Raw genomic sequence first — 21,805 nt, 5'->3', positions numbered from 1 at the left:
GTGGTCCACGAACCATCGCCTACCTCTGGGAGGCGGAACCTCCCACCGCAGGTCAGCCCAGCGGTACGAACGCCGAAAGCAGCAGCCAGGACACCACGGCCGAGGGCAGCAGCGAGTCGAGGCGGTCCATGATCCCGCCGTGCCCGGGCAGCAGCGTGCCCATGTCCTTGACGCCGAGGTCGCGCTTGATCAGCGACTCGACGAGGTCGCCCAGCGTCGCGGTCAGCACGATCGCGACACCGAAGATCACGCCCTGCCAGACGTGGCCGTCGAGCAGCAGGCTGAGCGTCAGCGCGCCGGCCACGACCCCGCCGACCAGCGAACCGCCGAAGCCTTCCCAGGTCTTCTTCGGGCTGATGGTGGGCGCCATCGGGTGCTTCCCGCCGAGGACGCCGGCGATGTACCCGCCGGTGTCCGAGGCGACCACGCCGATCAGGAAGGTCAGGACACGCCCGACGCCGTCCGACGGCGGGACGAGCATCGCCGCGAAGGCGCCGAACAGCGGCAGGTAAGCGGCGGCGAACACCGACGCGCTGATGTCGCGCAGGTAGCCCTTCGCACCGCCGGGGAGCCGCCAGAGCAGGCAGGCGAGCACGGTGAGGACGAACGCCGTCAGCGCGCCTTCCCGGCCGAACGGCCAGGCCAGCCAGATCATCGCCTGACCGCCGACGAGCACCGGGATCATCGCGACACGGGTGTCGGCGACCCGGCGCAGCACCCCGGCGAACTCGAAGGTGCCGACCGCGATCGCGACCGCGATGATCCCGATGAAGATGAAGCGCACGGTGAGCAGGGAGACGATGATCGCGGCGCCGAGCAGCAGCCCGACCCCGATCGCCGCGGGCAGGTTCCGGCCCGCCTTGGAGGCCTTCTCGCCTTGAGGCGTGGCAGCCGACGCCTTCGCCTCAGCCGCCGGAGCAGCCCCGTCCGGCACCGCCGAAGGCGAGGCGGCAGCCTCGACCGAACCGGCCGCGGCCGAGCCGAACCCGGCAGCCGCGGTCGGCTGCGCGGATTCCGGCGAGGTGGCCGCTGTCGGCACACCGGTCCCGTTCGACTGCGCCGAACCCGGCGCCGTCCCGTTCGGCTGAGCCGATCCCGGCTCGCCGGGCGTGGCCGGTTCCGGCGTCCCGGGACCGGCCACCGGTTCTTCGCCGGTGCCGTCCACCCGGTCTTCGCGTTCCTCGCTCACCTGTGCCATCAGACCTCGAGCAGCTCGGCTTCCTTGTGCTTGACCAGCTCGTCGACCTTGTGCGAGTACGTGTCGGTGAGGTTCTGCAGTTCCTTCTCCGCGCGCACGACCTCGTCTTCGCCCGCTTCGCCGTCCTTGCCGATGCGGTCGAGCTCTTCCTTGGCCTTGCGGCGGATGCTGCGGATGGTGACCCGCGCGTCCTCACCCTTGCCCTTGGCGACCTTCACCATCTCCTTGCGCCGCTCCTCGGTGAGCTGCGGGATGACGATCCGGATGACCTGGCCGTCGTTGCTCGGGTTGACGCCGAGGTCCGACTCGCGGATGGCCTTCTCGATGGCGTTGAGCTGGGTCTGGTCGTAGGGCTTGATCAGCGCCATCCGGGCTTCCGGCACGTTCACGCTGGCCAGCTGGTTCAGCGGGGTCGGCGCGCCGTAGTACTCGACCACGATGCGCGAGAACATCGACGAAGTGGCCCGGCCAGTGCGCACCGAGGTCAGGTCGTCCTTGGCGACGGACACCGCTTTTTCCATCTTCTCCTCGGCGTCGAGGAGGGTCTCGTCGATCACGGCTACTCCCGGTGTTGTGATGGTGTGGCGCTTGCTGATCCCAGCAGGTCTAGGCCGGCACCCCGTCGGCGGGGGTGCTGACCAACGTGCCGATTCTTTCACCACTCACCGCGCGGGCGATGTTCCCCTCGGTGAGCAGGTTGAACACGATGATCGGCATGTTGTTGTCCATGCAGAGGCTGAACGCCGTCGCGTCGGCGACCTTGAGGTCCCGCTCGAGGACCTCGCGGTGGGTGATCTCGCGGAACATCTCGGCGGTCGGGTCGGCCTTCGGGTCCGCGGTGTAGACGCCGTCGACGGCCTTCGCCATCAGCACGGCCTCGCAGCCCAGCTCGAGGGCCCGCTGCGCGGCCGCGGTGTCGGTGGAGAAGTACGGCATGCCGACGCCGGCGCCGAAGATCACGACGCGGCCCTTCTCCAGGTGCCGCTCGGCCCGGCGCGGGATGTACGGCTCGGCGACCTGGCCCATCGTGATCGCGGTCTGCACCCGGGTGGGCAGGCCCTCCTTCTCCAGGAAGTCCTGCAGCGCCAGGCAGTTCATCACGGTGCCCAGCATCGCCATGTAGTCGGCGCGGTCCCGGTCCATGCCCCGCTGCGACAGCTCGGCGCCGCGGAAGTAGTTGCCGCCGCCGATCACGACGGCGACCTGGACACCGGTGCGGGCGACGTCGGCGATCTGCTGCGCGACCGAGTGGACGACATCCGGATCGACGCCGATCGAACCACCGCCGAACATCTCGCCGCCCAGTTTCAGCAGCACCCGCCGGTAGCCACCTTCGACCCGGTCACCCATCTATGTCGCCTCCTAGGCCCTTCGACGTTCGAAAATTCTTCTTCTGGACCCGGCAGTGCCCCGTCCCCGATGGACGGAGACGGGGCACTGGGGGTGAAACCTATACCCGGACCTGGCCTCAGGCCTGGCCGACCTCGAAGCGGGCGAACTTCGTGATCGTCACGCCGGCCGCGTCGAGCAGGGCCTTGACGGTCTTCTTGTTGTCCTTGACCGACGGCTGCTCGAGCAGGACGTTGTCCTTGTAGTACGCGTTGACCTTGCCCTCGACGATCTTCGCCATCGCCTGCTCCGGCTTGCCCTCTTCACGGGCGGTCTTCTCCGCGATGGAGCGCTCGTTCTCGACGATCTCGGCGGGCACCTCGTCGCGGGTCAGGTACTTCGCGCGCAGCGCGGCGACCTGCATGGCGGCGCCGCGGGCGGCCTCGGTGTCGTCACCGGTGAACTCGATGAGCACACCGACGGCCGGCGGCAGGTCCGAGCCGCGGCGGTGCAGGTAGTTCGTGGTCTGGCCCTCGAAGGACACGACGCGGCGCAGCTCGAGCTTCTCGCCGATGCGGGCGGACAGCTCCTGCACGACCTCGTTGACCGTCTTGCCGTCCAGCTCGGCGCCCTTGAGGGCGTCCACGTCGCTGGACTTGAGGGTCTTCGCGACCTCGACGATCTTCGCGGCGAGCGCCTGGAACTCGGCGTTCTTCGCGACGAAGTCGGTCTCGGAGTCGAGCTCGATCAGGACGCCGCCTTCGCCGGCGACGAGGCCCTCGGCGGTGGCGCGCTCGGCGCGCTTGCCGACGTCCTTGGCGCCCTTGATCCGGAGGAACTCGACGGCCTTGTCGAAGTCGCCGTCGTTCTCCTCCATCGCCTTCTTGCAGTCCATGAAGCCGGCGCCGGTCATCTCGCGCAGGCGCTTCACGTCAGCGGCGGTGTAGTTCGCCATTCTGCTAAATCCGTCCTTTTCAGGTACGTGAAATCCTTGGGGGGAGCTACGTCCGTGCGGCCGGGCCGGGAGCCGGCCCGGCCGCACGGACGGCGGTGCATCAGGAGGAGGCGGTCGCCTGCTCGGCCTCGGCGGGGGCCTCGGCCGGCGTCTCGACCGGAGCGTCCACGGCCGCGGCGGCCTCGGTCGCGTCGGCGGCGGCGGTCTCGGAGCCGGCGAGCAGCTCCTTCTCCCACTCGGCCAGCGGCTCGTCGGTGGCGACACCCGGCTCCGGCTTGGAGTCGGCGGAGGCACCGTTGCGGCTGGAACGCTGCATGAGACCGGCGGCCGCGGCCTCGGCGACGACCTTGGTCAGCAGCGCGGCCGACCGGATGGCGTCGTCGTTGCCCGGGATCGGGTAGTCGACCTCGTCCGGGTCGCAGTTGGTGTCCAGGATCGCGACGACCGGGATGTTCAGCTTGCGAGCCTCGCCGACGGCGATGTGCTCCTTCTTCGTGTCGACGATCCACACGATGCTCGGCACCTTGGCCATGTCGCGGATACCGCCGAGGGTCTTCTCGAGCTTGTCCTTCTCGCGGGTCAGCGTCAGGATCTCGCGCTTGGTGAGACCGTCGAAGCCGCCGGTCTGCTCCCGCGACTCGAGCTCCTTCAGACGGAGAAGACGCTTGTGCACGGTCTGGAAGTTGGTCAGCATGCCGCCGAGCCAGCGCTGGTTCACGTAGGGCATGCCCACGCGCGAGGCTTCGGCCGCGATGGCTTCCTGAGCCTGCTTCTTGGTGCCGACGAACATGATCGTGCCGCCGTGCGCGACGGTTTCCTTGATGAACTCGTACGCACGGTCGATGTACGTCAGCGTCTGCTGCAGGTCGATGATGTAGATGCCGTTGCGCTCGGTGAAGATGTAGCGCTTCATCTTCGGGTTCCACCGACGGGTCTGGTGCCCGAAGTGGACGCCGCTGTCGAGCAGCTGCTTCATGGTGACGACGGCCATTGCCGGAATCAACCTCTTCTGTGTCGTGCGCGCCGGAGCCCTGAGGACCCTGCCGCGCTACTCGGTTTTGTCGCTCACGGCCGGGAGGCCGCTCGCCCTGGTGCTCGTGCCGGTGTCCGGACCCTGAAGCGAAGGACCTCAGGGACCGCCGGACACCGTGCGACTCGCCCGGGTTGGGTGTGCCAAGGCCGGGGAACGCGCACGTGCACGCGAAGTCAGCCCGCTCACGCGGACCGCGGAAAAGATTCTACCCCCTGCCACCAGCCCCTCTCCCACCGGCGGCCACGGCCGGGCCGGGTTGTCCACATCCGGGTGAGTTGTCCACAGATTCGGACATCGGGCCCCATGGCGTCCGAGGCTGCCGCAGGGTGGACGAGTGGAGTCGATCAGACGGTACGGACATCGGGCGCGGAGTCGCGCCACGGGGCTGCTCGCCCTGGTCACGGCGGTTTTCGCGGGGGTTTCGCTGCTTGCGGCGGGACTGCCTTTCGCCGATGCCGCGGCTGGCGGCCCTGCCGTCGCGGAGGCGGCGGCGAGGGCCGACCCCCGCTTCGCGGGCGCTGCCCTGCTCACGGCGGAAGCGACTGGCCCCGATCTCACGAGCACGGCAGCGCTCATAGCGGAAGGGACCAGCCCCGGCTCGGCGAGCATGGCGGTACCGGCGACTGAAGCGACCACCTCCGACTTCGCCAGCACTGCAGCGCACGCGGCGGAAGGGACCGGCCCCGGCCTCGCGGGTACTGCCCTGCTCTCCGCAGAAGCGACTAGCCCCGACCTCGCAGGCGCTGCCCTGCTCACGGCGGAAGCGACTGGCCCCGACCTCGCGAGCACGGCAACGCTCAGGGCGGACACGACCGGCCTCGCCTTCCCCGACCCCGTGCTACTCGCTGCCGAAGCGACCAGCACCGGCTTCCCCGCGACGTACGCCACCTACCCCGGCTTCGCGGCAACCGAGGCGGCCGTGCCCGGGGCAACAGGCCCGGCCTCGGCCGGGCTGTGGGGAACCGAGCCGGAACCACCCGACTCACCTTTTCCGCCGTCTCCCGCGGCCCGGGCCGTGCCTCAGCCGCGGCTTTCCTGGCCACTTTCACCCGTTCCGGTGGTGACCAAGTACTTCGATGCACCGGAAACGCCCTACGGCGCCGGCCACCGTGGGGTCGACCTCGCCGCTGTGCCCGGGCAGGAGGTTCTGGCGGCCGATGCGGGTGTGGTCGTGTTCGCCGGGATCGTCGCCGGGCGGCCGGTGATCTCCGTGGACCACGACGGCGGTCTGCGCACCACCTACGAGCCCGTCTTGCCGAAGGTGGCCGCAGGTGACCAGGTGTTTCGCGGCCAAGTGCTCGGTACCGTCCTCGCCGGGCACCCCGGCTGCGCGGTCGCCGCCTGCCTGCACTGGGGTGTGCGCCGGGGCGAGGAGTACGTCGATCCGCTGTCGCTGACCGGCGAAGTCGGCGAATACCGGCTCAAGCCGTGGGCAGACGGCGCGTGATCAGTTGCCGGTCTGCTCGACCAGCTTGGCGCGCAGCCGCATGACCGCGCGGGTGTGGAGCTGGCTGACCCGCGACTCCGTGACGCCGAGGACCTTCCCGATCTCGGCGAGGGTCAGGCTCTCGAAGTAGTAGAGGCTGACCACGATCTTGTCGCGCTCGTTGAGCTGCCCGATCGCCTGCGCGAGCTGCCGGCGGTTGTCCTGGTCGACGAGCACCGCCACCGGGTCGACCGCGTCGTCGTCGGGCAGCGTGTCGACCAGGGAGCCGCTGTCCTTGCCCGCGGCCACCAGGTCCTCCAGCGCGACGACGCTGGTCAGCTGCATCTGGCCGTAGAAGTCACGCAGGTCGTCGAGACCGATGCCGAGCTCGACGGCGAGTTCCGCGTCGGTCGGGGTGCGGTGCAGGCGGGCGCCCAAGCGCTCCATCGCGCGCTCGGCTTCCTTCGCCTTCGCCCGGATCGCGCGCGGAACCCAGTCCTGCGAACGGAGGTCGTCGAGGATCGCGCCGCGGATGCGCTGCATCGCGTAGGTCTCGAACCGCAGGCCGCGCTCGGGGTCGAACTTCTCGATCGCGTCGACCAGCCCGAAGATGCCGGACTGCACGAGGTCGCCGACGTCGACGTGGGTGGGCAGCCCGGTGCCGACCCGGCCGGCGACGTACTTGACCAGCGGGGCGTAGTGCAGCACGAGCCGGTCGCGCGACACCTGGTCCGGGCTGTCGGCGAACTGCTGCCACAGCGCCGCGATCCCGGCGTCGACGTCGTAAGCGGCCCGGGATTCCGCGGGCGCGTCAGCGTCACCGCGGGTGTTCACCCCGGTGGCTTCGGTGACGTGCGGTCCTGCGGTCATTGCACAGTCGTCCTCGGCATGCGGCTCAGTGTCGTCTCCGTGCTCGTGCGGATGCGCGTGCGCCGCCAGGCCTGCTGGTGACGACCCCAGCGAGGCTCCCCCGGCCGCTTCAGGCCCTGGGATGCGCTCGGTCATGGATCGCTTTCAACCGGTCGACGGTTACATGAGTGTAGAGCTGCGTCGTGGCAAGCGTAGCGTGACCAAGCAGTTCCTGAACGCTCCTGAGATCGGCACCCCCTTCGAGCAGATGCGTCGCCGCCGAATGACGCAGGCCGTGCGGGCCCATGTCCGGTGTTCCGGGCACCGCCGTGACGGCGTCGTGGACCACGCGCCGCACCGCCCGCGGGTCGACGCGTTTCCCGCGGACGCCGAGGAACAGCGCGGGCTCGACGCCCCCACCGGCGCTTTCGGCGACGATCTTCGGGCGCCCCTCCTCGATCCAGTCGCCCAGCGCCCCGGCGGCGGGGACGCCGAACGGGACCACCCGCTCCTTCCCGCCCTTGCCGAGCACGGTCACGACACGACGGGAGAAATCGGCGCCGCCGACGTCCAACCCGCACAACTCGGACACGCGGATGCCCGTGGCGTAGAGCAGCTCGACCATCGCGCGATCACGCAGGGCGATCGGATCGCGTTCCGCCGCGCCGGCCGCCGACGCCCGCATGACCTCGCCCGCCTGCCCGGCCCGCAGCACCCCCGGCAGGGTGCGGTGCGCCCGCGGGGCGGCGAGCCGGCCGCCGGGATCGGCGTCGAGGTGCTCGGCGCGGTGCGCCCAGGCGGTGAACGTCCGGGCCGAGGCGGCCCGCCGGGCGAGCGTCGTGCGGCCGGCCCCACCGGTCTGCTGCGCGGCCAGCCACGCCCGCAGCCGGGCGAGGTCCAGATCCGCGAGCCCGCCCCCGGCCTCGACGACGAACCCGAGCAGCGACACCGCGTCACCGACGTACGCGCGAACGGTGTGCGCGGACAGGCCGCGCTCCAGCCCGAGGTGCCGTTCGTAACCGGCGAGGACGGCCTGGACCGGCTCGGGCAGCGTGGCCCGGAGCCCGCGCAGGTCCGGCCGGCGGGATCGGGATGGCGGCGGCATGGACGTCACGCTGCGCGAACATCCGCCGCCGGTCAAGGATCGCCACGCGGGCCCACCGGACCGGCCGAACATATTCGACGATTTCGCCAGGAATCCGTGGTGCTCACGCGCTTTGCCTCCGTCGTCGCCAACCCGCCTCGCCGCGTACGGCGAATCCGTCGATCTCCAGTTCCGGCAGCAGCGCCCGCACCTTCCGCAGCGGCACGCCGGACTCGGCCGCGATCTCGGCGTCCGACCGGTCCCTGCGCACGGCCAGCGCCTCGTACGCGCGCAGGGCGTCGGGGCCCAGCCGGTCGGTCGGGCGTTTCGGCCGGGTTTGGGCACTCGCCTCCACGACGCCGAAGAGGCCCACGCTCTCGAGGATTTCGTCGACCGTCGAGACCAGCGTCGCCCGGGACTCGCGGATCAGCGCGTGGCAGCCGGCCGACATGCCGGAGGAGGCCGGCCCCGGCAGCGCCATCACCACCTTGCCCAGGGCCCCGGCGGTGCTCGCGGTGTTGCGGGCGCCGCTGCGCCGCCCGGCCTCGACCACCAGGGTGCCTTCGGTGAGGGCCGCGATGAGCCGGTTGCGGACCAGGAACCGATGCCGCGCCGGTGGGGTGCCGGGCGGGTATTCGCTGACGACCGCGCCGCCGCTGCGGGCGATCCGGTCGAGCAGCTGGACGTGGCCCGCGGGATAACCCGCGTCGAGGGCGCAGCCCAGCACCGCGACGGTGACCCCGGACGCGGCGAGCGCACCGCGGTGGGCGATGCCGTCGATGCCGTAGGCCGCCCCGGAGAAAACCGGCACACCCCGGGTGGCGAGCCCGTGGGAGAACTCGGTGGCGTAGTGCCCGCCGTAGTCGGTCGAGGCCCGGGCCCCCACCACCGCCACGGCGCGGTCGGCCACGGTGCCGAGCGGGACGTCGCCGCTGACCCACAGCGCCAGCGGCGGCACGGCCTCCGGGACCCCGCGCTGGGCGGCGAGATCGAGGGAGAGCAGCGGCCAAGCCGGCCACTCGTCGTCCTCGGGCACCACCAGCCGCGCCCCGGCCGCCGCGGCCCGCGCGAAGTCCTGGGCGACGAAGTCGTACGCCCGGCGGGCCTCGGTGGCCTTCACGACCTCGGGCGGGCAGTCACCCCGCCGCACGCGAGCGGCGGCTTCCACCGGCCCGTGTTGCGCCACGAAGGCGACGAGCGCGGGCGCCGGTGGCTCGGCGACGCGTAGCAGGTAGGCGCGGGCTCGGTGTAGTTCGTCGGGGCCCACTTCACCGCCCCGCTCTCCGACGGGCAGGGGCGAGCCGACCTCATCGGCAAGCTGGGAGCCGCCACTCTCGGCTGGCGGTGGCACTGGGCGGTCGAACGCGTAGGTCGCGCCCGCATGTTCGGCGGCGGACGACGGCTCGGCGGCGCGCCGGGGTTTGTCGAGGCCCACGTCACCGCCCCGCTCTCCGACGGGCAGGGGCGAGCCCGCCTCATCGGCAAGCTGGGAGCCGCCACTCTCGGCTGGCGGTGGCACTGGGCGGTCGAACGCGTAGGTCGCGCCCGCATGTTCGGCGGTGGGCGACTCGGCGGCGCGCCGCTGCTCGTCGGGGCTCATGCCGCTACCCGCTCTCGGAAGTCCAGGGCCGCGCCCACCTGTTCGGCTCCGGGGCGGGGCTCGCCGTCCAGGTCGGCGAGGGTCCAGGCGATGCGCAGGCAGCGGTCCGCGCCCCGGCCGCTCAGGGCTCCTCGGTCCATCGCGCGGTCCAGGAGGACCGTCGACTCCGCCGGGAGGGCGAACTCGCGCCGCAAGGCCGGGCCGGGGACCTCGGAGTTCGCGCGCCAGCCGTGGTCGTGCCAGCGGTGGGCCGCGCGGGTGCGGGCTTCCAGTACCCGGGCTCGGACCGTTTCCGAGGACTCCGCCGTCCCCGTGTCGTGGGCGCTGATCGCGCTCAGGGGGCGGAGGCGGACTCGGAGGTCCACACGATCCAGCAGCGGGCCGGACAAGCGGCCTAGGTAGCGGCGGCGGGCCATCGGTGAGCAGACGCAGTCCGCTTCCTTCGGCGGGGCACACGGACACGGGTTCGACGCCAGGATGAGCTGGAACCGCGCCGGGTAGGTGATCGCGCCCTTCACCCTGGCGATGCGGACCTCGCCCTCCTCCAGCACCGTCCGCAGCGACTCCAGGCGCTGGCTGCCGAACTCGCACACCTCGTCCAGGAACAGCACCCCGCGGTGGGCGCGGCTGATCGCGCCGGGGACCGCGAGACCGCTGCCGCCGCCGATCAGGGCCGGTACCGAGATCGAGTGGTGCGGTGCCACGAACGGCGGCACCGTGACCAGCGGCGACGACTTCGACAGTGAGCCGTCGACCGAATGGACCGCCGTGACCTCCAAGGACTCGTCAGGCGAAAGCGGCGGCAGCAGGCCGGGCAGCCGCTTCGCGAGCATCGTCTTGCCCACGCCCGGTGGTCCGGTGAGCAGCAGGTGGTGCCCGCCCGCCGCGGCGACCTCCAGGGCCCAGCGCGCCTCCGGCTGGCCGACGACGTCGGCGAGGTCCGGGACCTGCGGTGGGGTCGCCGGAGCGGGTGGTTCCGGCGAGACCAGGCCGATCTCGCCCTTCAGCCACCCCACCAGGTCGCGAAGGTGGGTCACGCCGCCCACCTCGATGCCGTCGACCAGCGCGGCCTCGACGAGGGAGTCCGCGGGGACAACGGCACGTTCGTACCCGGCCGTGCGCGCCGCCAGCAGACCGGGGAGGACACCGCGCACCGCGCGGACGCGGCCGTCCAGGGCGAGCTCGCCGAGCAGGACCGTCCCGAGCAGCCGGGTCGCCGGGACAGCGCCGGTGGCCGCGAGGACGGCCGCCGCGATGCCGAGGTCGTAGGCCGAGCCGACCTTCGGGAGGTTCGCCGGAGACAGGCCGAGCGTCACCTTGCCGTCGGGCCAGGGCTGCCCGGAGTTGCGCACGGCCGAGCGGACGCGGTCCTTCGCCTCGCGCAGCCCGGCGTCCGGCAGGCCGACGAGGGTGATGCGGCTCAGCCCGCCGCCGAGATCGGCCTCGATTTCGATGACACGGCCGTCGATGCCCAGCAGGGCGACCGACCAGGACTTGGCGATCGGCATCAGAACGCCGCCTCGATGTGCTGCAGCCGCGGGCGGGTGCCGGCCTGGGCGAGGATCGTGACCACGTCGTAGCGGACCGGGCACCAGCCGATGCGGAACTCGCGCAGCCAGCGTTGTGCGGCGCAGCGGACCCGGCCGGCCTTCTCGTCGGTGACGGTCTCCGACGGCAGGCCGAACTCCGTGCCCGAGCGGGTCTTCACTTCGCAGAAGACGACGCGCGTGCGGTCGGTCAGGACGAGGTCGAGCTCGCCCTCGCGGCACCGCCAGTTGCGGGCCAGCAGGACCAGGCCGCGGTCCTGCAGGTGCCGGGCGGCCAGGTCCTCGCCCCAGGTGCCGAAGTCGCGGCGGTGTCTCGCGAGCTGATCGGTGCCCGTCATCGTGTTTCGTCCCCTCGCCGCGCCGTTGCGGTCACCGAGGCGGTCCCGGTGATCACGGTGCGTGCGTGATCGACGGTGCCAGGGTGCGGGGCGGGGCCACCAGACCCGGATCGCCGGGTTGTGGACAACCGGGGGGATGTGGACAACTGCCCCGCCGGGAGACGGCGTGGGACCGGAAATGTCGGTGCGGTGTGCTAGCGCGCCTGGAACCGGACCAAGGACGAGGCGGGAAAGGTCTGGGCAGCGGCAGTGAGGAGGGGCACTGGCCTAGGCGGAAGCGCGGGGCGTGACCGCAGGCGAACGGCCAGGTCATTTCGGGCTCCGGCACCGACAGCCAGACCCCGGAGACGACAAAACCGGCGAAACCGCGCCGATCAGCGCGGTTTCGCCGGTTTGACGAGCGTGCTCAGCCCGAGAACGGGCCGTCCTCGGGAAGCCGGAGGTCCGGCTTGTCGAGCTCCTCGACGTTGACGTCCTTGAAGGTGATCACTCGCACGTGCTTGACGAACCGGGCGGGGCGGTACATGTCCCAGACCCACGCGTCGGACATGCGGACCTCGAAGTACACCTCGCCACCGCCGTCGCGGACCTGGACGTCCACCGCGTTGGCCAGGTAGAACCGCCGCTCGGTCTCCACCACGTACGAGAACTGGCCGACGATGTCGCGGTACTCGCGGTACAGCGAGAGCTCCATCTCGGTCTCGTACTTCTCGAGATCCTCTGCGCTCATGAAATCCGCGCCCCTCCTCGGGATCGTGCTCCTGCTCCGCCGGCGGAGCGTTCATTGTGACCTACGCCGGCGCTCGGGGCATGCAGCGGCAGGCTGAGTTGCGGGTCGAGAGCTTCGTCGAGGACGGCGGCCAGCCCGGCGCCGGCGTCCTTCTCCATGGCTTTCTCCAGTGCGGCGTAGGTCAGCACAACCGGCCGCGCGGGTCGCATGCCGTGCGCGATCGCCGCCGTGGCGACGTTCGTGTACGACCAGCGGTGGACGTCGCTGGGACCGTGTTCGCGCAGCGCCGCCAGGTGGTCCGACGTGCTGTAACCCTTGTGCACGTCGAATCCGTAGTGCGGCAGCTCGTCGTGGTGACCGGCCATGATGCGGTCTCGGGTCACCTTCGCCAGCACCGACGCGCCCGCGATGCACGCCACCGTCCGGTCGCCCTTGATCACCGCGGCGTTCGGGGCGGTCAACCCGGGGATGCGGAACCCGTCGGTGAGGACGTAGCCCGGCGACACGCGCAGGGCCGCCGCGGCGCGGCGCATGCCCTCGAAGTTCATCACCCGAATGCCGTAGAGGTCGATCTCCTCGTGCGGGATGACGATCACCGAGTAGTCGACGGCCCGGGCGAGGACCAGGTCGTAGACCCGGTCCCGCGCCTTGGCCGTCATCAGCTTGGAGTCCGTCAGCTCGGTGAGCTTCGCCGCGTCACCCTGCTTGAGGACGCAAGCGGCGACCACCAGCGGCCCGGCGCAGGCGCCGGCCCCGGCTTCGTCCACACCGGCGACCGGGCCGAGGCCACGGCGGTCGAGCGCGCCCTGCAGACCCCAGAAGAGGTCGCCGCGCACCACGGCCCGCGGCGGCCGGATCGGCTCGGCCGCGGTGAGGGGAACGGGAACTGTCAAGGCTGCATCACCCGTCTGCCGGCACGTCCGGGTGGCTAGCTTTTCCGCCCGGCCGCCCGGCGCAGTCCGGACTTGAGCTTGCGCCCGAGGAACAGCGCGGGCCAAGCACCCGCGATCCCGGCACCGAGCGGGACACCGCTCTGCCACGCCGGTGCGCCGAGCGCGACCGGCTGGGCCGTTTCCTGCGGGTTGTGGTCGGTGATCCCACCCCACCGGCCCGGCGGCAGGACGATGATCCGCGCCTTGCCGATGATGTTGTCCACCGGGACCGCGCCGTTCACGCCGCCGCCGCCCTGGAACCGCGAGTCGTCGGAGTTGTTGCGGTTGTCGCCCATGACCCAGACCATCCCCGCGGGGACCTTGACCGGCTCGAAGGGCCGCTCCGACTGGTCGGACGGGTCCTCCCAGTGGACGTACGGCTCGTCGAGCGCCTTGCCGTCCACGATGACCCGGCCCTGCGGGTCGCAGCACTGGACGGTCTGGCCGCCGACCGCGATCACGCGCTTGACGAAGTCACGCTCGTCCGGCGGGGCGAACCCGACCAGCGAACCGAGGCCGCGGAGACCGCGGACCACGATGTTGCTCGACTCCTGCGGCGGGATCTCGTTGTTGACCCACGCCGGCGGGCCCTTGAAGACGACGACGTCGCCCGGTCCGGGCTCGGTGAAGTCGTAGGTGACGCGGTCCACGAGGATCCGGTCACCGGTGCAGCCGGGGCACCCGTGGAGCGTGGCTTCCATGGACCCCGAGGGGATCATGAAGACCTTCGCCAGGAATGTCTGGATCAAGATCGTGAGCACCAGGGCGATCACGAGCAGGATCGGCAGTTCCTTCCAGAACGACCGTTTCTTGGCGGGCTTGGCGCGCCTGCGGCGGGAGCCCCCGCGCTCCTCGGAGCGGGACCGGCGGGGCTGGTCCTCCTCGGAGCGATCGGGGTCATCCTCAGGAGCGTTCTGGGACACGGGTTCGGCCACGTCGTCAGGCTACCGGTACCGGGTGATGGCTCAGTTAGCCGAAGCCGTCTCGCGGTTCTCGCGGCGCTCCTTGATCTTGGCCTTCTTGCCGCGCAGGTCGCGCAGGTAGTACAGCTTCGCGCGCCGCACGTCGCCGCGCTTGTGGACCTCGACCTCGGCCACGTTCGGCGAGTGCACCGGGAAGGTGCGCTCCACGCCGACACCGAAGGAGACCTTGCGCACGGTGAAGGTCTCCCGGATGCCACCGCCCTGACGGCGGATCACGACGCCCTGGAAGACCTGGTTGCGCTCGCGGTTGCCCTCGATGACGCGGACGTGCACCTTGAGCGTGTCGCCCGGGCGGAAGGCCGGGATGTCGGAACGCAGTGACTGCTTGTCCAGCGCGTCCAGGGTGTTCATCGGTGGTCCGTCCTCGTCTTCGTATGGCTTGCGTACACATCCCCCAAGGCGCGCAACGATGCCGCTGCGGGCGACCCAGGGGGCTGATGGCGGGCTCGTGAACGAGGAAGTCCACTCACGCCAACCTGTCAAGTATTACAGACCGGGATCCGGCGGAAGCACCGGCCCCTGCGGCTGCTCGGGATCCAAGCCCTCCAGGACCCCGCGATCGTGCTTGCCGAGGCTACCTTCCGGCAGCTGCGCCAGGAGATCGGGGCGCCGGCGGGCGGTGCGTTCCAGGGCCTGGTCGCGCCGCCAGCGGTCGATCAGGGCGTGGTTGCCGGACCGCAGGACGTCGGGCACGGCCAGGTCCCGCCAGACCTCGGGACGCGTGTAGCTGGGTCCTTCGAGCAGGCCGTCGGAGAAGGAGTCCTCGGCGGCCGAGCGGACGTTGCCGAGCACCCCGGGCAGCAGCCGGACGACGGCCTCGACCATGACGAGCACCGCTGCTTCGCCGCCGACCAGGACGTAGTCGCCGATCGACACCTCGTCCACCGGCATCCGGCGGGCGGCGTCGTCGACGACGCGCTGGTCGATGCCCTCGTACCGGCCGCACGCGAAGACCAGGTGCTTCTCCTCGGCGTACGCGTGCGCGAGCTCCTGGGTGAAGGGCCGCCCGGCCGGCGTCGGCACGACCAGCCGGGTCTCCGGACGGCAGACGTCGTCCAGCGCCGGACCCCAGATCTGCGGCTTCATGACCATGCCGGGGCCGCCGCCGTACGGCGCGTCGTCGACCGCGCGGTGGACGTCGTGGGTCCAGTCGCGCAGGTCGTGCACACCGACCTCGATCAGGCCGCGGTCGATCGCCCGGCCCAGCAGCGCGGCGCGCAGCGGGTCGAGGTACTCGGGGAAGATCGTGACGACGTCGATCCGCAAGCGGTCACCAGTTCCAGTATTCGGTGGCCTCGGCGTGCCAGGGCGACTCGACCTGCTGGTCGATCGTGAAGGCCATGCCGAGCCCCTGCGCGATCCTGATGTCCCGGCGCAGCGTCTCGCGGATCGGCGAGCCTGCGGGCAGGTTCTGGTCGGACGACCAGGACTCGCTCTGCGTGATGCACGTCCGCGCGCCGAACTTCGCCGAGCTGCACGGCGCGGGCGCGTGCCAGGTCTGGACGTGCTTGAACCGGAAGCTCTTGCCGCTGCTCCGCTCGGTGACGGTGCCCTCGGCGCTCAGCTGGTAGTCCGCGGGCAGCACGGTCCACCGGACGTAGTGCTGCTGTCCCCCATGCGAAGGCAGCGGCTGGCAGATGCCGCTCTGGCAGATCGTCTCGCTGGTGACGCGTTCGGTGTAGTACGTGCCGTTGTCGTCCCAGCCGTCGAGCAGCACCCAGTTGCCGTCGTGGACGAAGTGCTCCGCGTACGACGGCGGCCAGGCGGCCGGGTCACCCCAGGAGATCTGTGATTCGGTCGCCGACTGCGGCGACCACGCCCACTGGTTCGCCTTCTCCCCCGGCGGCGCGAACTGGCCGGCGCTGCGCTGGAACATCATCGAGAAGTCGCCGTAGACCGGGCTAGCGGCCTGCGCGGGCGGTGCGGCGAACGTGGCTGCCAGCAGTGCGGTGGCCACGCAGAAAGCCTTCCTCATTCGGCGTCCAGGAGCCCTTCCGGCGGGTCCAGCACGACTCGCCCGCCCGCGACGTCCACCGTGGGGACGATCGCCCGGACGAACGGGACCAGCACCTCACGGCCGTCGACGTCGAGCTCGAGGAGCTCACCCGCGGGCGAGTGGACGACCTCGACGACCTTGCCGACGACGGTGCCGTCGAGCAGCTCGGCCCGCAGGCCGGCCAGCTCGTGGTCGTAGAACTCGTCGGGATCGGTCGTCGGCGGGAGCGCGTCGGTGTCGACGAGCAGGAGGGCGCCGCGCAACGTCTCGGCGACGTCGCGGGTCAGGACCTCCTCGAAACGCACCAGCAGCCGCCCGCTGTGTTCGCGGGCGGCTGCGATGGTGAGATCCCTTTTGCTGCCGTCGCGCAGCTTCGTCGTGACTACCGCACCGACCTTGAACCGCTCTTCCGGCGAGTCCGTGCGCACGTCCACCGCGAGCTCTCCGCGGATTCCGTGTGCCTTGGCGATACGGCCTGCTACGACGTCCATCTGACCGTTCTCTGGAAAGCCCGGATCAGCGGTCGGTGTCGACGACGTCCACACGGACGCCGCGGCCACCGATGCCGCCCATGACGGTGCGCAGGGCGGTCGCGGTGCGTCCGCCCCGGCCGATCACCTTGCCGAGGTCGTCGGGGTGCACGTGCACCTCGAGCGTGCGGCCACGACGTGTGGTCAGCAGCTCGACCCGGACCTCGTCCGGGTTGTCGACGATCCCGCGCACCAGGTGCTCGAGGGAGTCAGCCAGAAAGCTCACTCGGCCTTCTCACCCTCGGTGGCTTCGGCCTTCTCGGCCTCGGCCTTCTTGGGGGCGGACTTCTTCTTCGGCGTGGTGGCCTCGGTGGAGGGCTCCTCGCCGGCCGCGGCCAGTGCGGCGTTGAACAGGTCCTGCTTGGACGGCTTCGGCTCGGCGACCTTCAGGGTGCCCTCGGTGCCCGGCAGGCCCTTGTACTTCTGCCAGTCACCGGTGATCTCGAGGAGACGCTGGACCGGCTCGGTCGGCTGCGCGCCGACACCCAGCCAGTACTGGGCACGCTCGGAGACGACCTCGATGAGGCTCGGCTCCTCCTTCGGGTGGTACTTGCCGATCGTCTCGATGGCCTTGCCGTCCCGGCGGGTGCGCGCGTCGGCGACGATGATGCGGTAGTACGGCGCACGGATCTTGCCGAGGCGCTGCAGCTTGATCTTGACGGCCACGGGTGTGGGTACTCCTCAAATCTCTCTGGTGCTGGGGTGGGCGCACGCGGTCCGAGTGGGGATACGGAAGCGGGCACCCGAAGGTCACAGCTTTCGCGCGGTGAGAGGGTCCGGCGGAAGCAGGCAGTGCACCATTCTGCCAGACGGGGTCCGGTGCCCCTGAACGTGGCCTCAGAAAGAGGCCACACCGAGCGCGCCGAGCAGGATGGTGAGCGCCGGGAGGAAGTTGTTCACCTGGTGCGCGACGATGCTCGCCGGCAGCCGTCCGGTGACGAGCCGCGCCAGCCCGATCGGCACCGCGATGACCAGCAGCAGGGTGGTCCGCAGCGGCTCGAGGTGACTGGCCGCGAACACCGCCGTCGACAGCAGGAACGCGGCGACGCGGCCCCAGCGCTCGCTGCGCCACTGGAGCCGTTCGGCCGCGCCCCAGAGCAGGCCGCGGTAGATGACCTCCTCGCAGATCGGGCCGAGCAGCCAGAGGTAGACGAACATCACCACGGCGGCCGACACCGACATCTGCCGGTCCTCGACCAGGGAGCTGATCGCGGACGTCGCGTTGGCGTCGCCGACCAGCCGCGTCCAGAGGTAGGCGGCGACGGTCGTGAAGACGAGGCCGATGCAGCCGTACTTGAAGCCGACGCGCACGTCGGCCCAGCGCCACTCGATCCGCAGGTCGATGATCGGCCCGTTGCCGCGCACGTAGGTGACCAGCACCGCGACGGCGGCCGCGATCATCGTCGGCAGCATCGTGCCCAGCAGCACGACGCGGATCGGCAGCGGGCCGGGGCCGGTGTCGCCGACCAGCACGGACACGAACGCGGCCGAGGCCAGCAGGACCACTTCGACGAGCAGGAACGCCCCGAACCCCCAGCGGTGCGCGGGCGCCGGCGTCAGGAACGCGGTCGCGTCGGCGGGCTCTTCAGGCGGCGGCAGTGCGTCGGGAAGGGGCTCCCGAGGCTGGGAAGTGGTCACGCCTGCCCTCCGCGGGTCGCTCGGCTCCTGCCCCGAGCGTAGCGGCCGGAATGTGATCGCACAGTATCCGTCCAACTACTGTCCACGATCTTCGCAAGCACTCAGTGCGCGACTCTCAATGCGCGACGAACAGCAGCACCGCGGGCGGCAGGTTGTTGGCCGCGTGCGCGATCACCCCGGCGCTCACCCGGCCGGACAGGTGCCGGGCCAGCCCGATCGCGATGCCCTGGCCGAACAGCGCGATCGTGCGCGTCGGCTCGCCGTGCAGCTGGGCGAACACGAGCGCGGTGAGCACGAGCACCGCCCACGGCGGGATCCGGTGGAACGACAGCGCCTTCCAGAGCGTGCCGCGGACCAGCAGCTCCTCGGTCAGCGGGGCACCGGCGATGACGATCACCGCGGCCAGCACGAGCCAGACCGTGTCGCCGTCGAAGGTGTCGGCGAGGTCGCTGAGCGGACTGTCGGAGACGTCGTCGGCGCCGTAGACCGCGATCAGCACGAGGTTGAGCCCGTAGCCGACGACGAGCGCGAGCGCGCCGCAGGCGAGGCCGATCCGGACGTCGCGCCAGGTCGGCGTGAGCCCGAAGTCGGCGCGCAGGCCGTGGCCCCAGAGCCAGGAGCCGGCGGCCGGGCCGAGGCCCAGCAGCAGGTTGGGCACGAAGGCCAGCAGCAGGAGCGGGCCGATGTCCCGCAGCTCGAGGGGGTCGAACTCACCGACGTTCCGGTTGACCGCCGCGGCGATGATCAGGTTGATCAGGTAGTAGCCGGCGATCCCGGCGAAGAACGCCACGAAACACCAGTGCGCCCCCAGTACGCGCCGTGCGCCGTCGTCGTCCGTCACGCACCCAACGCTAAAGTGCCGACCCCGCAAGGAAAACAGCGGGGGTCATGCGTACACGACGCCGCCGAGGACGATGTGCTCCGGATGCCGGAGGACACCGAGGTCGTCGCGCGGATCGCTCGCGTAGACGAGCAGGTCCGCGGGCGCGCCGTCGGTGATGCCGGGGTGGCCGAGCCAGTCGCGGGCGGCCCAGGACGCGCTCGCGAGGGCCTGCTCCCGGGTCATGCCCGCGCCGTGCAGCGCCTCGATCTCGTCGACGAGCCTGCCGTGCTCGACCATGCCGCCGGCGTCGCTGCCCGCGAAGACGCGGACGCCCGCTTCGATGGCCGTGGCGACCATCTCGCCGACGCCGGCGTGCAGCGCGCGCATGTGGTCCGCGTACGCCGGGTACTTGCCGGCCTTGTCCGCGATGCCCGGGAAGTTCTCGATGTTGATCAGCGTCGGCACCAGCGCGACGTCGTGGCGGGCCAGCTCGGACAGCTGGTCGGCGCTCAGTCCGGTGCCGTGTTCCAGGCAGTCGATGCCGGACGCGATCAGTCCCGGCAGCGCGGCCTCGCCGAACACGTGCGCCGTGACGCGGGCGCCGTGGTCGTGCGCGACCTTGACGGCCTCGGCCAGGACGTCGTCCGGCCACAGCGGCGCGAGGTCGCCCACGCCGCGGTCGATCCAGTCCCCGACCAGCTTGACCCAGCCGTCGCCATCGCGAGCTTGCTCGGCGACGGCGGCGGGCAGCTGCGCCGGGTCGTCCAGCTCGATGCCCAGGCCCGGGATGTAGCGCTTGGTCAGCGCGAGGTGCTGCCCGGCGCGGATGATCGTCGGCAGGTCCGCCCGCCGCTGCAGCGGCCGGACGTCGATCGGGAGGCCGCAGTCGCGGATGAGCAGCGTGCCCGCGTCGCGGTCGGTGACGGCCTGGGCCTCGGCCTCTTCGAGCGAGACGGGCCCGGCGACACCGATACCGGGGTGGCAGTGGGCGTCGACCAGCCCGGGCACCAGGAAGACGTCACGGGCGAGCGTCTCGGCGCCGGGCACCGGCTCGAACGAGATCCGGCCGCCGGTGATCCAGAGTTCCCCGGACTCGCCGCCGGGCAGGATCACCCCGGCGGCGTGGAGCGCGGTGCTCAATTGTCCTTGGGGTTCTTCGGCAGCTTGAACTTCGACGGGTCGAAGCCCGGGACGTCGTTCATCCCGCCGAGCTTGGACAGGTCGGGCATGCCGCCCGGCATCTGACCGCCCGGGGGCAGCATCGGCATGCCGCCGGGGAAGCCGCCGCGGACCTTGGGCTGCGTGGGGCCGCGGCCCTTCTTGCCCTTCTTGCCCTTGCGCGATTTGGAGCCGCCGCCCCCGCCGCCGAAGCCGAACCGGCCGGCCATCTGGGCCATCATCTTGCGGGCCTCGAAGAACCGGTTGACCAGGTCGTTGACCTCGCGCACGGAGACGCCGGAGCCGTTGGCGATGCGCAGGCGGCGCGAGCCGTTGATCATCTTCGGGTCGTCGCGCTCGGCCGGGGTCATGCCGCGGATGATCGCCTGCAGCTTGTCCAGGTGCTTGTCGTCGACCTGGGCCAGCTGGTCCTTCATCTGACCGGCGCCGGGCAGCATGCCGAGCAGGTTGCCGATCGGGCCCATCTTGCGGACCGCGAGCATCTGCTCGAGGAAGTCCTCCAGGGTGAGCTGGCCGCTGGAGAGCTTCGCAGCGGCCTTCTCGGCCTGGTCCTGGTCGAAGGCCTGCTCGGCGTGCTCGATCAGGGTCAGCATGTCGCCCATGCCGAGGATCCGCGACGCCATCCGGTCCGGGTGGAAGGTGTCGAAGTCCTCGAGCTTCTCGCCGTTGGAGGCGAAGAGGATCGGCTGGCCGGTGACCTCGCGGACCGACAGCGCGGCACCACCGCGGGCGTCGCCGTCGAGCTTGGTGAGCACGACACCGGTGAAGCCGACACCGTCGCGGAACGCCTCGGCCGTGGTCACGGCGTCCTGGCCGATCATCGCGTCGACGACGAACAGCGTCTCGTCCGGCTGCACGGCGTCGCGGATGTCCGCGGCCTGCTTCATCAGCTCTTCGTCGACGCCCAGGCGGCCCGCGGTGTCGACGACGACCACGTCGTACTGCGCGTGCTTCGCCTCGGCGATGGCGCGGCGGGCGACGTCGACCGGGTCGCCGACGCCGTTGCCGGGCTCCGGGGCGAAGGTCGTGACGCCGGCGCGCTCGCCGACCACCTGCAGCTGCGTGACGGCGTTCGGGCGCTGGAGGTCGCAGGCGACCAGCAGCGGCGCGTGGCCCTGCTTCTTCAGCCACAGCGCGAGCTTGCCGGCCAGCGTCGTCTTACCGGCGCCCTGGAGGCCGGCGAGCATGATCACGGTCGGCGGGGTCTTCGCCAGGTTGAGCCGCCGGGTCTCGCCGCCGAGGATCCCGACGAGCTCCTCGTTGACGATCTTGACGACCTGCTGCGCGGGGTTGAGCGCCTGGGAGACCTCGGCGCCCTTCGCCCGTTCCTTGATCCTCGCGATGAAGGTCTTGACCACGCCGAGGGCGACGTCGGCCTCCAGCAGCGCGATGCGGATCTCGCGCGCGGTGGCGTCGATGTCGGCGTCGGACAGCCTGCCCTTGCGCGTGAGCGTCTGAAGGGCGGCGGTGAGCCGATCGGACAGGGTGTCGAACACGGGTGTGCACGCTCCAGCTGGGTCGAGAGTGGCGCGCCGGACCAAGCCGGCCCCTCCCAGAGTAGTCGCTACGGGTCTCCCACCTCGCGGGTACGCGAAAGTCGCGCACGCGATTAGTACACATAGGTGTACTACCTCG

General features: G+C 71.2%; 24 protein-coding genes. 1 reads left to right on the top strand and 23 read right to left on the bottom strand.

Annotation, left to right across the window (positions count from 1 at the left end; translation table 11 throughout):
• Nucleotides 1-52 precede the first annotated feature (52 nt).
• From ACIOD2_RS25510 to rpsB, 5 genes are all read right to left on the bottom strand, one after another.
• Nucleotides 53-1,198, bottom strand: coding sequence for a phosphatidate cytidylyltransferase (locus ACIOD2_RS25510; RefSeq protein WP_400542674.1), 1,146 nt, complete (start codon nt 1,196-1,198; stop codon nt 53-55).
• A complete protein-coding gene (gene frr, locus ACIOD2_RS25505) occupies nt 1,198-1,755 on the bottom strand; it encodes a ribosome recycling factor (RefSeq protein WP_247062391.1) in 558 nt (185 codons plus the stop codon). The genes ACIOD2_RS25510 and frr overlap by 1 nt, the downstream gene beginning before the upstream one ends.
• A 49-nt stretch (nt 1,756-1,804) precedes the next feature.
• Nucleotides 1,805-2,548: a UMP kinase gene (pyrH, locus tag ACIOD2_RS25500; RefSeq protein ID WP_003065595.1), complete on the bottom strand. Its 744-nt coding sequence runs from the start codon at nt 2,546-2,548 to the stop codon at nt 1,805-1,807.
• A gap of 118 nt (nt 2,549-2,666) precedes the next feature.
• The gene (tsf, locus tag ACIOD2_RS25495) at nt 2,667-3,482 is read right to left on the bottom strand and encodes a translation elongation factor Ts (protein WP_400542669.1); all 816 of its coding nucleotides are present in this window, start codon (nt 3,480-3,482) and stop codon (nt 2,667-2,669) included.
• Nucleotides 3,483-3,582: 100 nt separating this feature from the next.
• Entirely contained in the window at nt 3,583-4,473 is an 891-nt protein-coding gene (gene rpsB / locus ACIOD2_RS25490; RefSeq protein ID WP_400542666.1) for a 30S ribosomal protein S2, read from the bottom strand.
• Between the two features lie 994 nt (nt 4,474-5,467).
• Between rpsB and ACIOD2_RS25485 the strand changes: the two genes are divergently transcribed.
• A complete protein-coding gene (locus ACIOD2_RS25485; RefSeq protein ID WP_400543260.1) occupies nt 5,468-5,962 on the top strand; it encodes a M23 family metallopeptidase in 495 nt (164 codons plus the stop codon).
• On the opposite strand, the gene ACIOD2_RS25480 is transcribed toward ACIOD2_RS25485, so the two are convergent.
• From ACIOD2_RS25480 to ffh, 18 genes are all read right to left on the bottom strand, one after another.
• Nucleotides 5,963-6,811 carry a FliA/WhiG family RNA polymerase sigma factor gene (locus tag ACIOD2_RS25480; protein WP_400542663.1) on the bottom strand — a complete coding sequence of 283 codons (849 nt, stop codon included), beginning with the start codon at nt 6,809-6,811 and terminating at the stop codon, nt 5,963-5,965.
• A 109-nt stretch (nt 6,812-6,920) separates the two neighbouring features.
• Nucleotides 6,921-7,895: a tyrosine recombinase XerC gene (locus tag ACIOD2_RS25475; protein ID WP_400542660.1), complete on the bottom strand. Its 975-nt coding sequence runs from the start codon at nt 7,893-7,895 to the stop codon at nt 6,921-6,923.
• A 103-nt stretch (nt 7,896-7,998) separates the two neighbouring features.
• Nucleotides 7,999-9,141, bottom strand: a complete 1,143-nt coding sequence (gene dprA, locus ACIOD2_RS25470; protein WP_400542657.1) for a DNA-processing protein DprA — start codon at nt 9,139-9,141, stop codon at nt 7,999-8,001.
• Nucleotides 9,142-9,470: 329 nt separating this feature from the next.
• Nucleotides 9,471-10,982, bottom strand: coding sequence for a YifB family Mg chelatase-like AAA ATPase (locus tag ACIOD2_RS25465; RefSeq protein WP_400542653.1), 1,512 nt, complete (start codon nt 10,980-10,982; stop codon nt 9,471-9,473).
• Nucleotides 10,982-11,359 carry a YraN family protein gene (locus ACIOD2_RS25460; protein ID WP_400542650.1) on the bottom strand — a complete coding sequence of 126 codons (378 nt, stop codon included), beginning with the start codon at nt 11,357-11,359 and terminating at the stop codon, nt 10,982-10,984. Before ACIOD2_RS25460 ends, ACIOD2_RS25465 begins: the two co-directional genes overlap by 1 nt.
• Before the next feature lie 406 nt (nt 11,360-11,765).
• Nucleotides 11,766-12,089 (bottom strand): DUF2469 domain-containing protein, encoded by a 324-nt coding sequence (locus ACIOD2_RS25455; protein WP_003096226.1) that lies wholly within the window; start codon nt 12,087-12,089, stop codon nt 11,766-11,768.
• Entirely contained in the window at nt 12,086-12,928 is an 843-nt protein-coding gene (locus ACIOD2_RS25450; protein WP_400543257.1) for a ribonuclease HII, read from the bottom strand. Before ACIOD2_RS25450 ends, ACIOD2_RS25455 begins: the two co-directional genes overlap by 4 nt.
• A gap of 89 nt (nt 12,929-13,017) precedes the next feature.
• Complete coding sequence (gene lepB / locus ACIOD2_RS25445; RefSeq protein WP_400542645.1) at nt 13,018-13,956, bottom strand: signal peptidase I; 939 nt, start codon at nt 13,954-13,956, stop codon at nt 13,018-13,020.
• A 30-nt stretch (nt 13,957-13,986) separates the two neighbouring features.
• Entirely contained in the window at nt 13,987-14,355 is a 369-nt protein-coding gene (gene rplS, locus ACIOD2_RS25440; protein ID WP_155545319.1) for a 50S ribosomal protein L19, read from the bottom strand.
• Nucleotides 14,356-14,490: 135 nt separating this feature from the next.
• Nucleotides 14,491-15,270: a tRNA (guanosine(37)-N1)-methyltransferase TrmD gene (gene trmD, locus ACIOD2_RS25435; RefSeq protein WP_400542642.1), complete on the bottom strand. Its 780-nt coding sequence runs from the start codon at nt 15,268-15,270 to the stop codon at nt 14,491-14,493.
• A gap of 4 nt (nt 15,271-15,274) precedes the next feature.
• Nucleotides 15,275-15,961, bottom strand: a complete 687-nt coding sequence (locus tag ACIOD2_RS25430; RefSeq protein ID WP_400542639.1) for a hypothetical protein — start codon at nt 15,959-15,961, stop codon at nt 15,275-15,277.
• Nucleotides 15,962-15,975: 14 nt separating this feature from the next.
• Nucleotides 15,976-16,491 carry a ribosome maturation factor RimM gene (rimM, locus tag ACIOD2_RS25425; RefSeq protein WP_400542636.1) on the bottom strand — a complete coding sequence of 172 codons (516 nt, stop codon included), beginning with the start codon at nt 16,489-16,491 and terminating at the stop codon, nt 15,976-15,978.
• Nucleotides 16,492-16,516: 25 nt separating this feature from the next.
• Nucleotides 16,517-16,756 carry an RNA-binding protein gene (locus ACIOD2_RS25420; RefSeq protein ID WP_003103110.1) on the bottom strand — a complete coding sequence of 80 codons (240 nt, stop codon included), beginning with the start codon at nt 16,754-16,756 and terminating at the stop codon, nt 16,517-16,519.
• Nucleotides 16,753-17,196: a 30S ribosomal protein S16 gene (gene rpsP, locus ACIOD2_RS25415; RefSeq protein ID WP_400542629.1), complete on the bottom strand. Its 444-nt coding sequence runs from the start codon at nt 17,194-17,196 to the stop codon at nt 16,753-16,755. Before rpsP ends, ACIOD2_RS25420 begins: the two co-directional genes overlap by 4 nt.
• Before the next feature lie 171 nt (nt 17,197-17,367).
• The gene (locus tag ACIOD2_RS25410; RefSeq protein WP_400542626.1) at nt 17,368-18,168 is read right to left on the bottom strand and encodes a lysostaphin resistance A-like protein; all 801 of its coding nucleotides are present in this window, start codon (nt 18,166-18,168) and stop codon (nt 17,368-17,370) included.
• 115 nt (nt 18,169-18,283) lie between these two features.
• On the bottom strand, nt 18,284-19,009 hold the full coding sequence (locus tag ACIOD2_RS25405) for a lysostaphin resistance A-like protein (RefSeq protein ID WP_400542623.1): 726 nt from the start codon (nt 19,007-19,009) through the stop codon (nt 18,284-18,286).
• 45 nt (nt 19,010-19,054) lie between these two features.
• Nucleotides 19,055-20,131 carry an amidohydrolase family protein gene (locus ACIOD2_RS25400; RefSeq protein WP_400542620.1) on the bottom strand — a complete coding sequence of 359 codons (1,077 nt, stop codon included), beginning with the start codon at nt 20,129-20,131 and terminating at the stop codon, nt 19,055-19,057.
• Nucleotides 20,128-21,666 (bottom strand): signal recognition particle protein, encoded by a 1,539-nt coding sequence (ffh, locus tag ACIOD2_RS25395; RefSeq protein WP_400542617.1) that lies wholly within the window; start codon nt 21,664-21,666, stop codon nt 20,128-20,130. The genes ACIOD2_RS25400 and ffh overlap by 4 nt, the downstream gene beginning before the upstream one ends.
• Nucleotides 21,667-21,805 lie beyond the last annotated feature (139 nt).

Source organism: Amycolatopsis sp. NPDC088138, assembly GCF_044741685.1.
In the GTDB taxonomy this organism is placed as follows: Bacteria; Actinomycetota; Actinomycetes; order Mycobacteriales; family Pseudonocardiaceae; genus Amycolatopsis.
This window is presented reverse-complemented; position numbering and strand designations above follow the sequence as displayed.

What these genes read in the sequence shown, in the direction of transcription:
- ACIOD2_RS25510 (WP_400542674.1), bottom strand. Translation starts at nt 1,198, where the DNA reads ATGGCACAGGTGAGCGAGGAACGCGAAGACCGGGTGGACGGCACCGGC.
- pyrH (WP_003065595.1), bottom strand. Translation starts at nt 2,548, where the DNA reads ATGGGTGACCGGGTCGAAGGTGGCTACCGGCGGGTGCTGCTGAAACTG.
- tsf (WP_400542669.1), bottom strand. Translation starts at nt 3,482, where the DNA reads ATGGCGAACTACACCGCCGCTGACGTGAAGCGCCTGCGCGAGATGACC.
- rpsB (WP_400542666.1), bottom strand. Translation starts at nt 4,473, where the DNA reads ATGGCCGTCGTCACCATGAAGCAGCTGCTCGACAGCGGCGTCCACTTC.
- ACIOD2_RS25480 (WP_400542663.1), bottom strand. Translation starts at nt 6,811, where the DNA reads ATGACCGCAGGACCGCACGTCACCGAAGCCACCGGGGTGAACACCCGC.
- ACIOD2_RS25475 (WP_400542660.1), bottom strand. Translation starts at nt 7,895, where the DNA reads ATGCCGCCGCCATCCCGATCCCGCCGGCCGGACCTGCGCGGGCTCCGG.
- ACIOD2_RS25465 (WP_400542653.1), bottom strand. Translation starts at nt 10,982, where the DNA reads ATGCCGATCGCCAAGTCCTGGTCGGTCGCCCTGCTGGGCATCGACGGC.
- ACIOD2_RS25460 (WP_400542650.1), bottom strand. Translation starts at nt 11,359, where the DNA reads ATGACGGGCACCGATCAGCTCGCGAGACACCGCCGCGACTTCGGCACC.
- ACIOD2_RS25455 (WP_003096226.1), bottom strand. Translation starts at nt 12,089, where the DNA reads ATGAGCGCAGAGGATCTCGAGAAGTACGAGACCGAGATGGAGCTCTCG.
- rplS (WP_155545319.1), bottom strand. Translation starts at nt 14,355, where the DNA reads ATGAACACCCTGGACGCGCTGGACAAGCAGTCACTGCGTTCCGACATC.
- rimM (WP_400542636.1), bottom strand. Translation starts at nt 16,491, where the DNA reads ATGGACGTCGTAGCAGGCCGTATCGCCAAGGCACACGGAATCCGCGGA.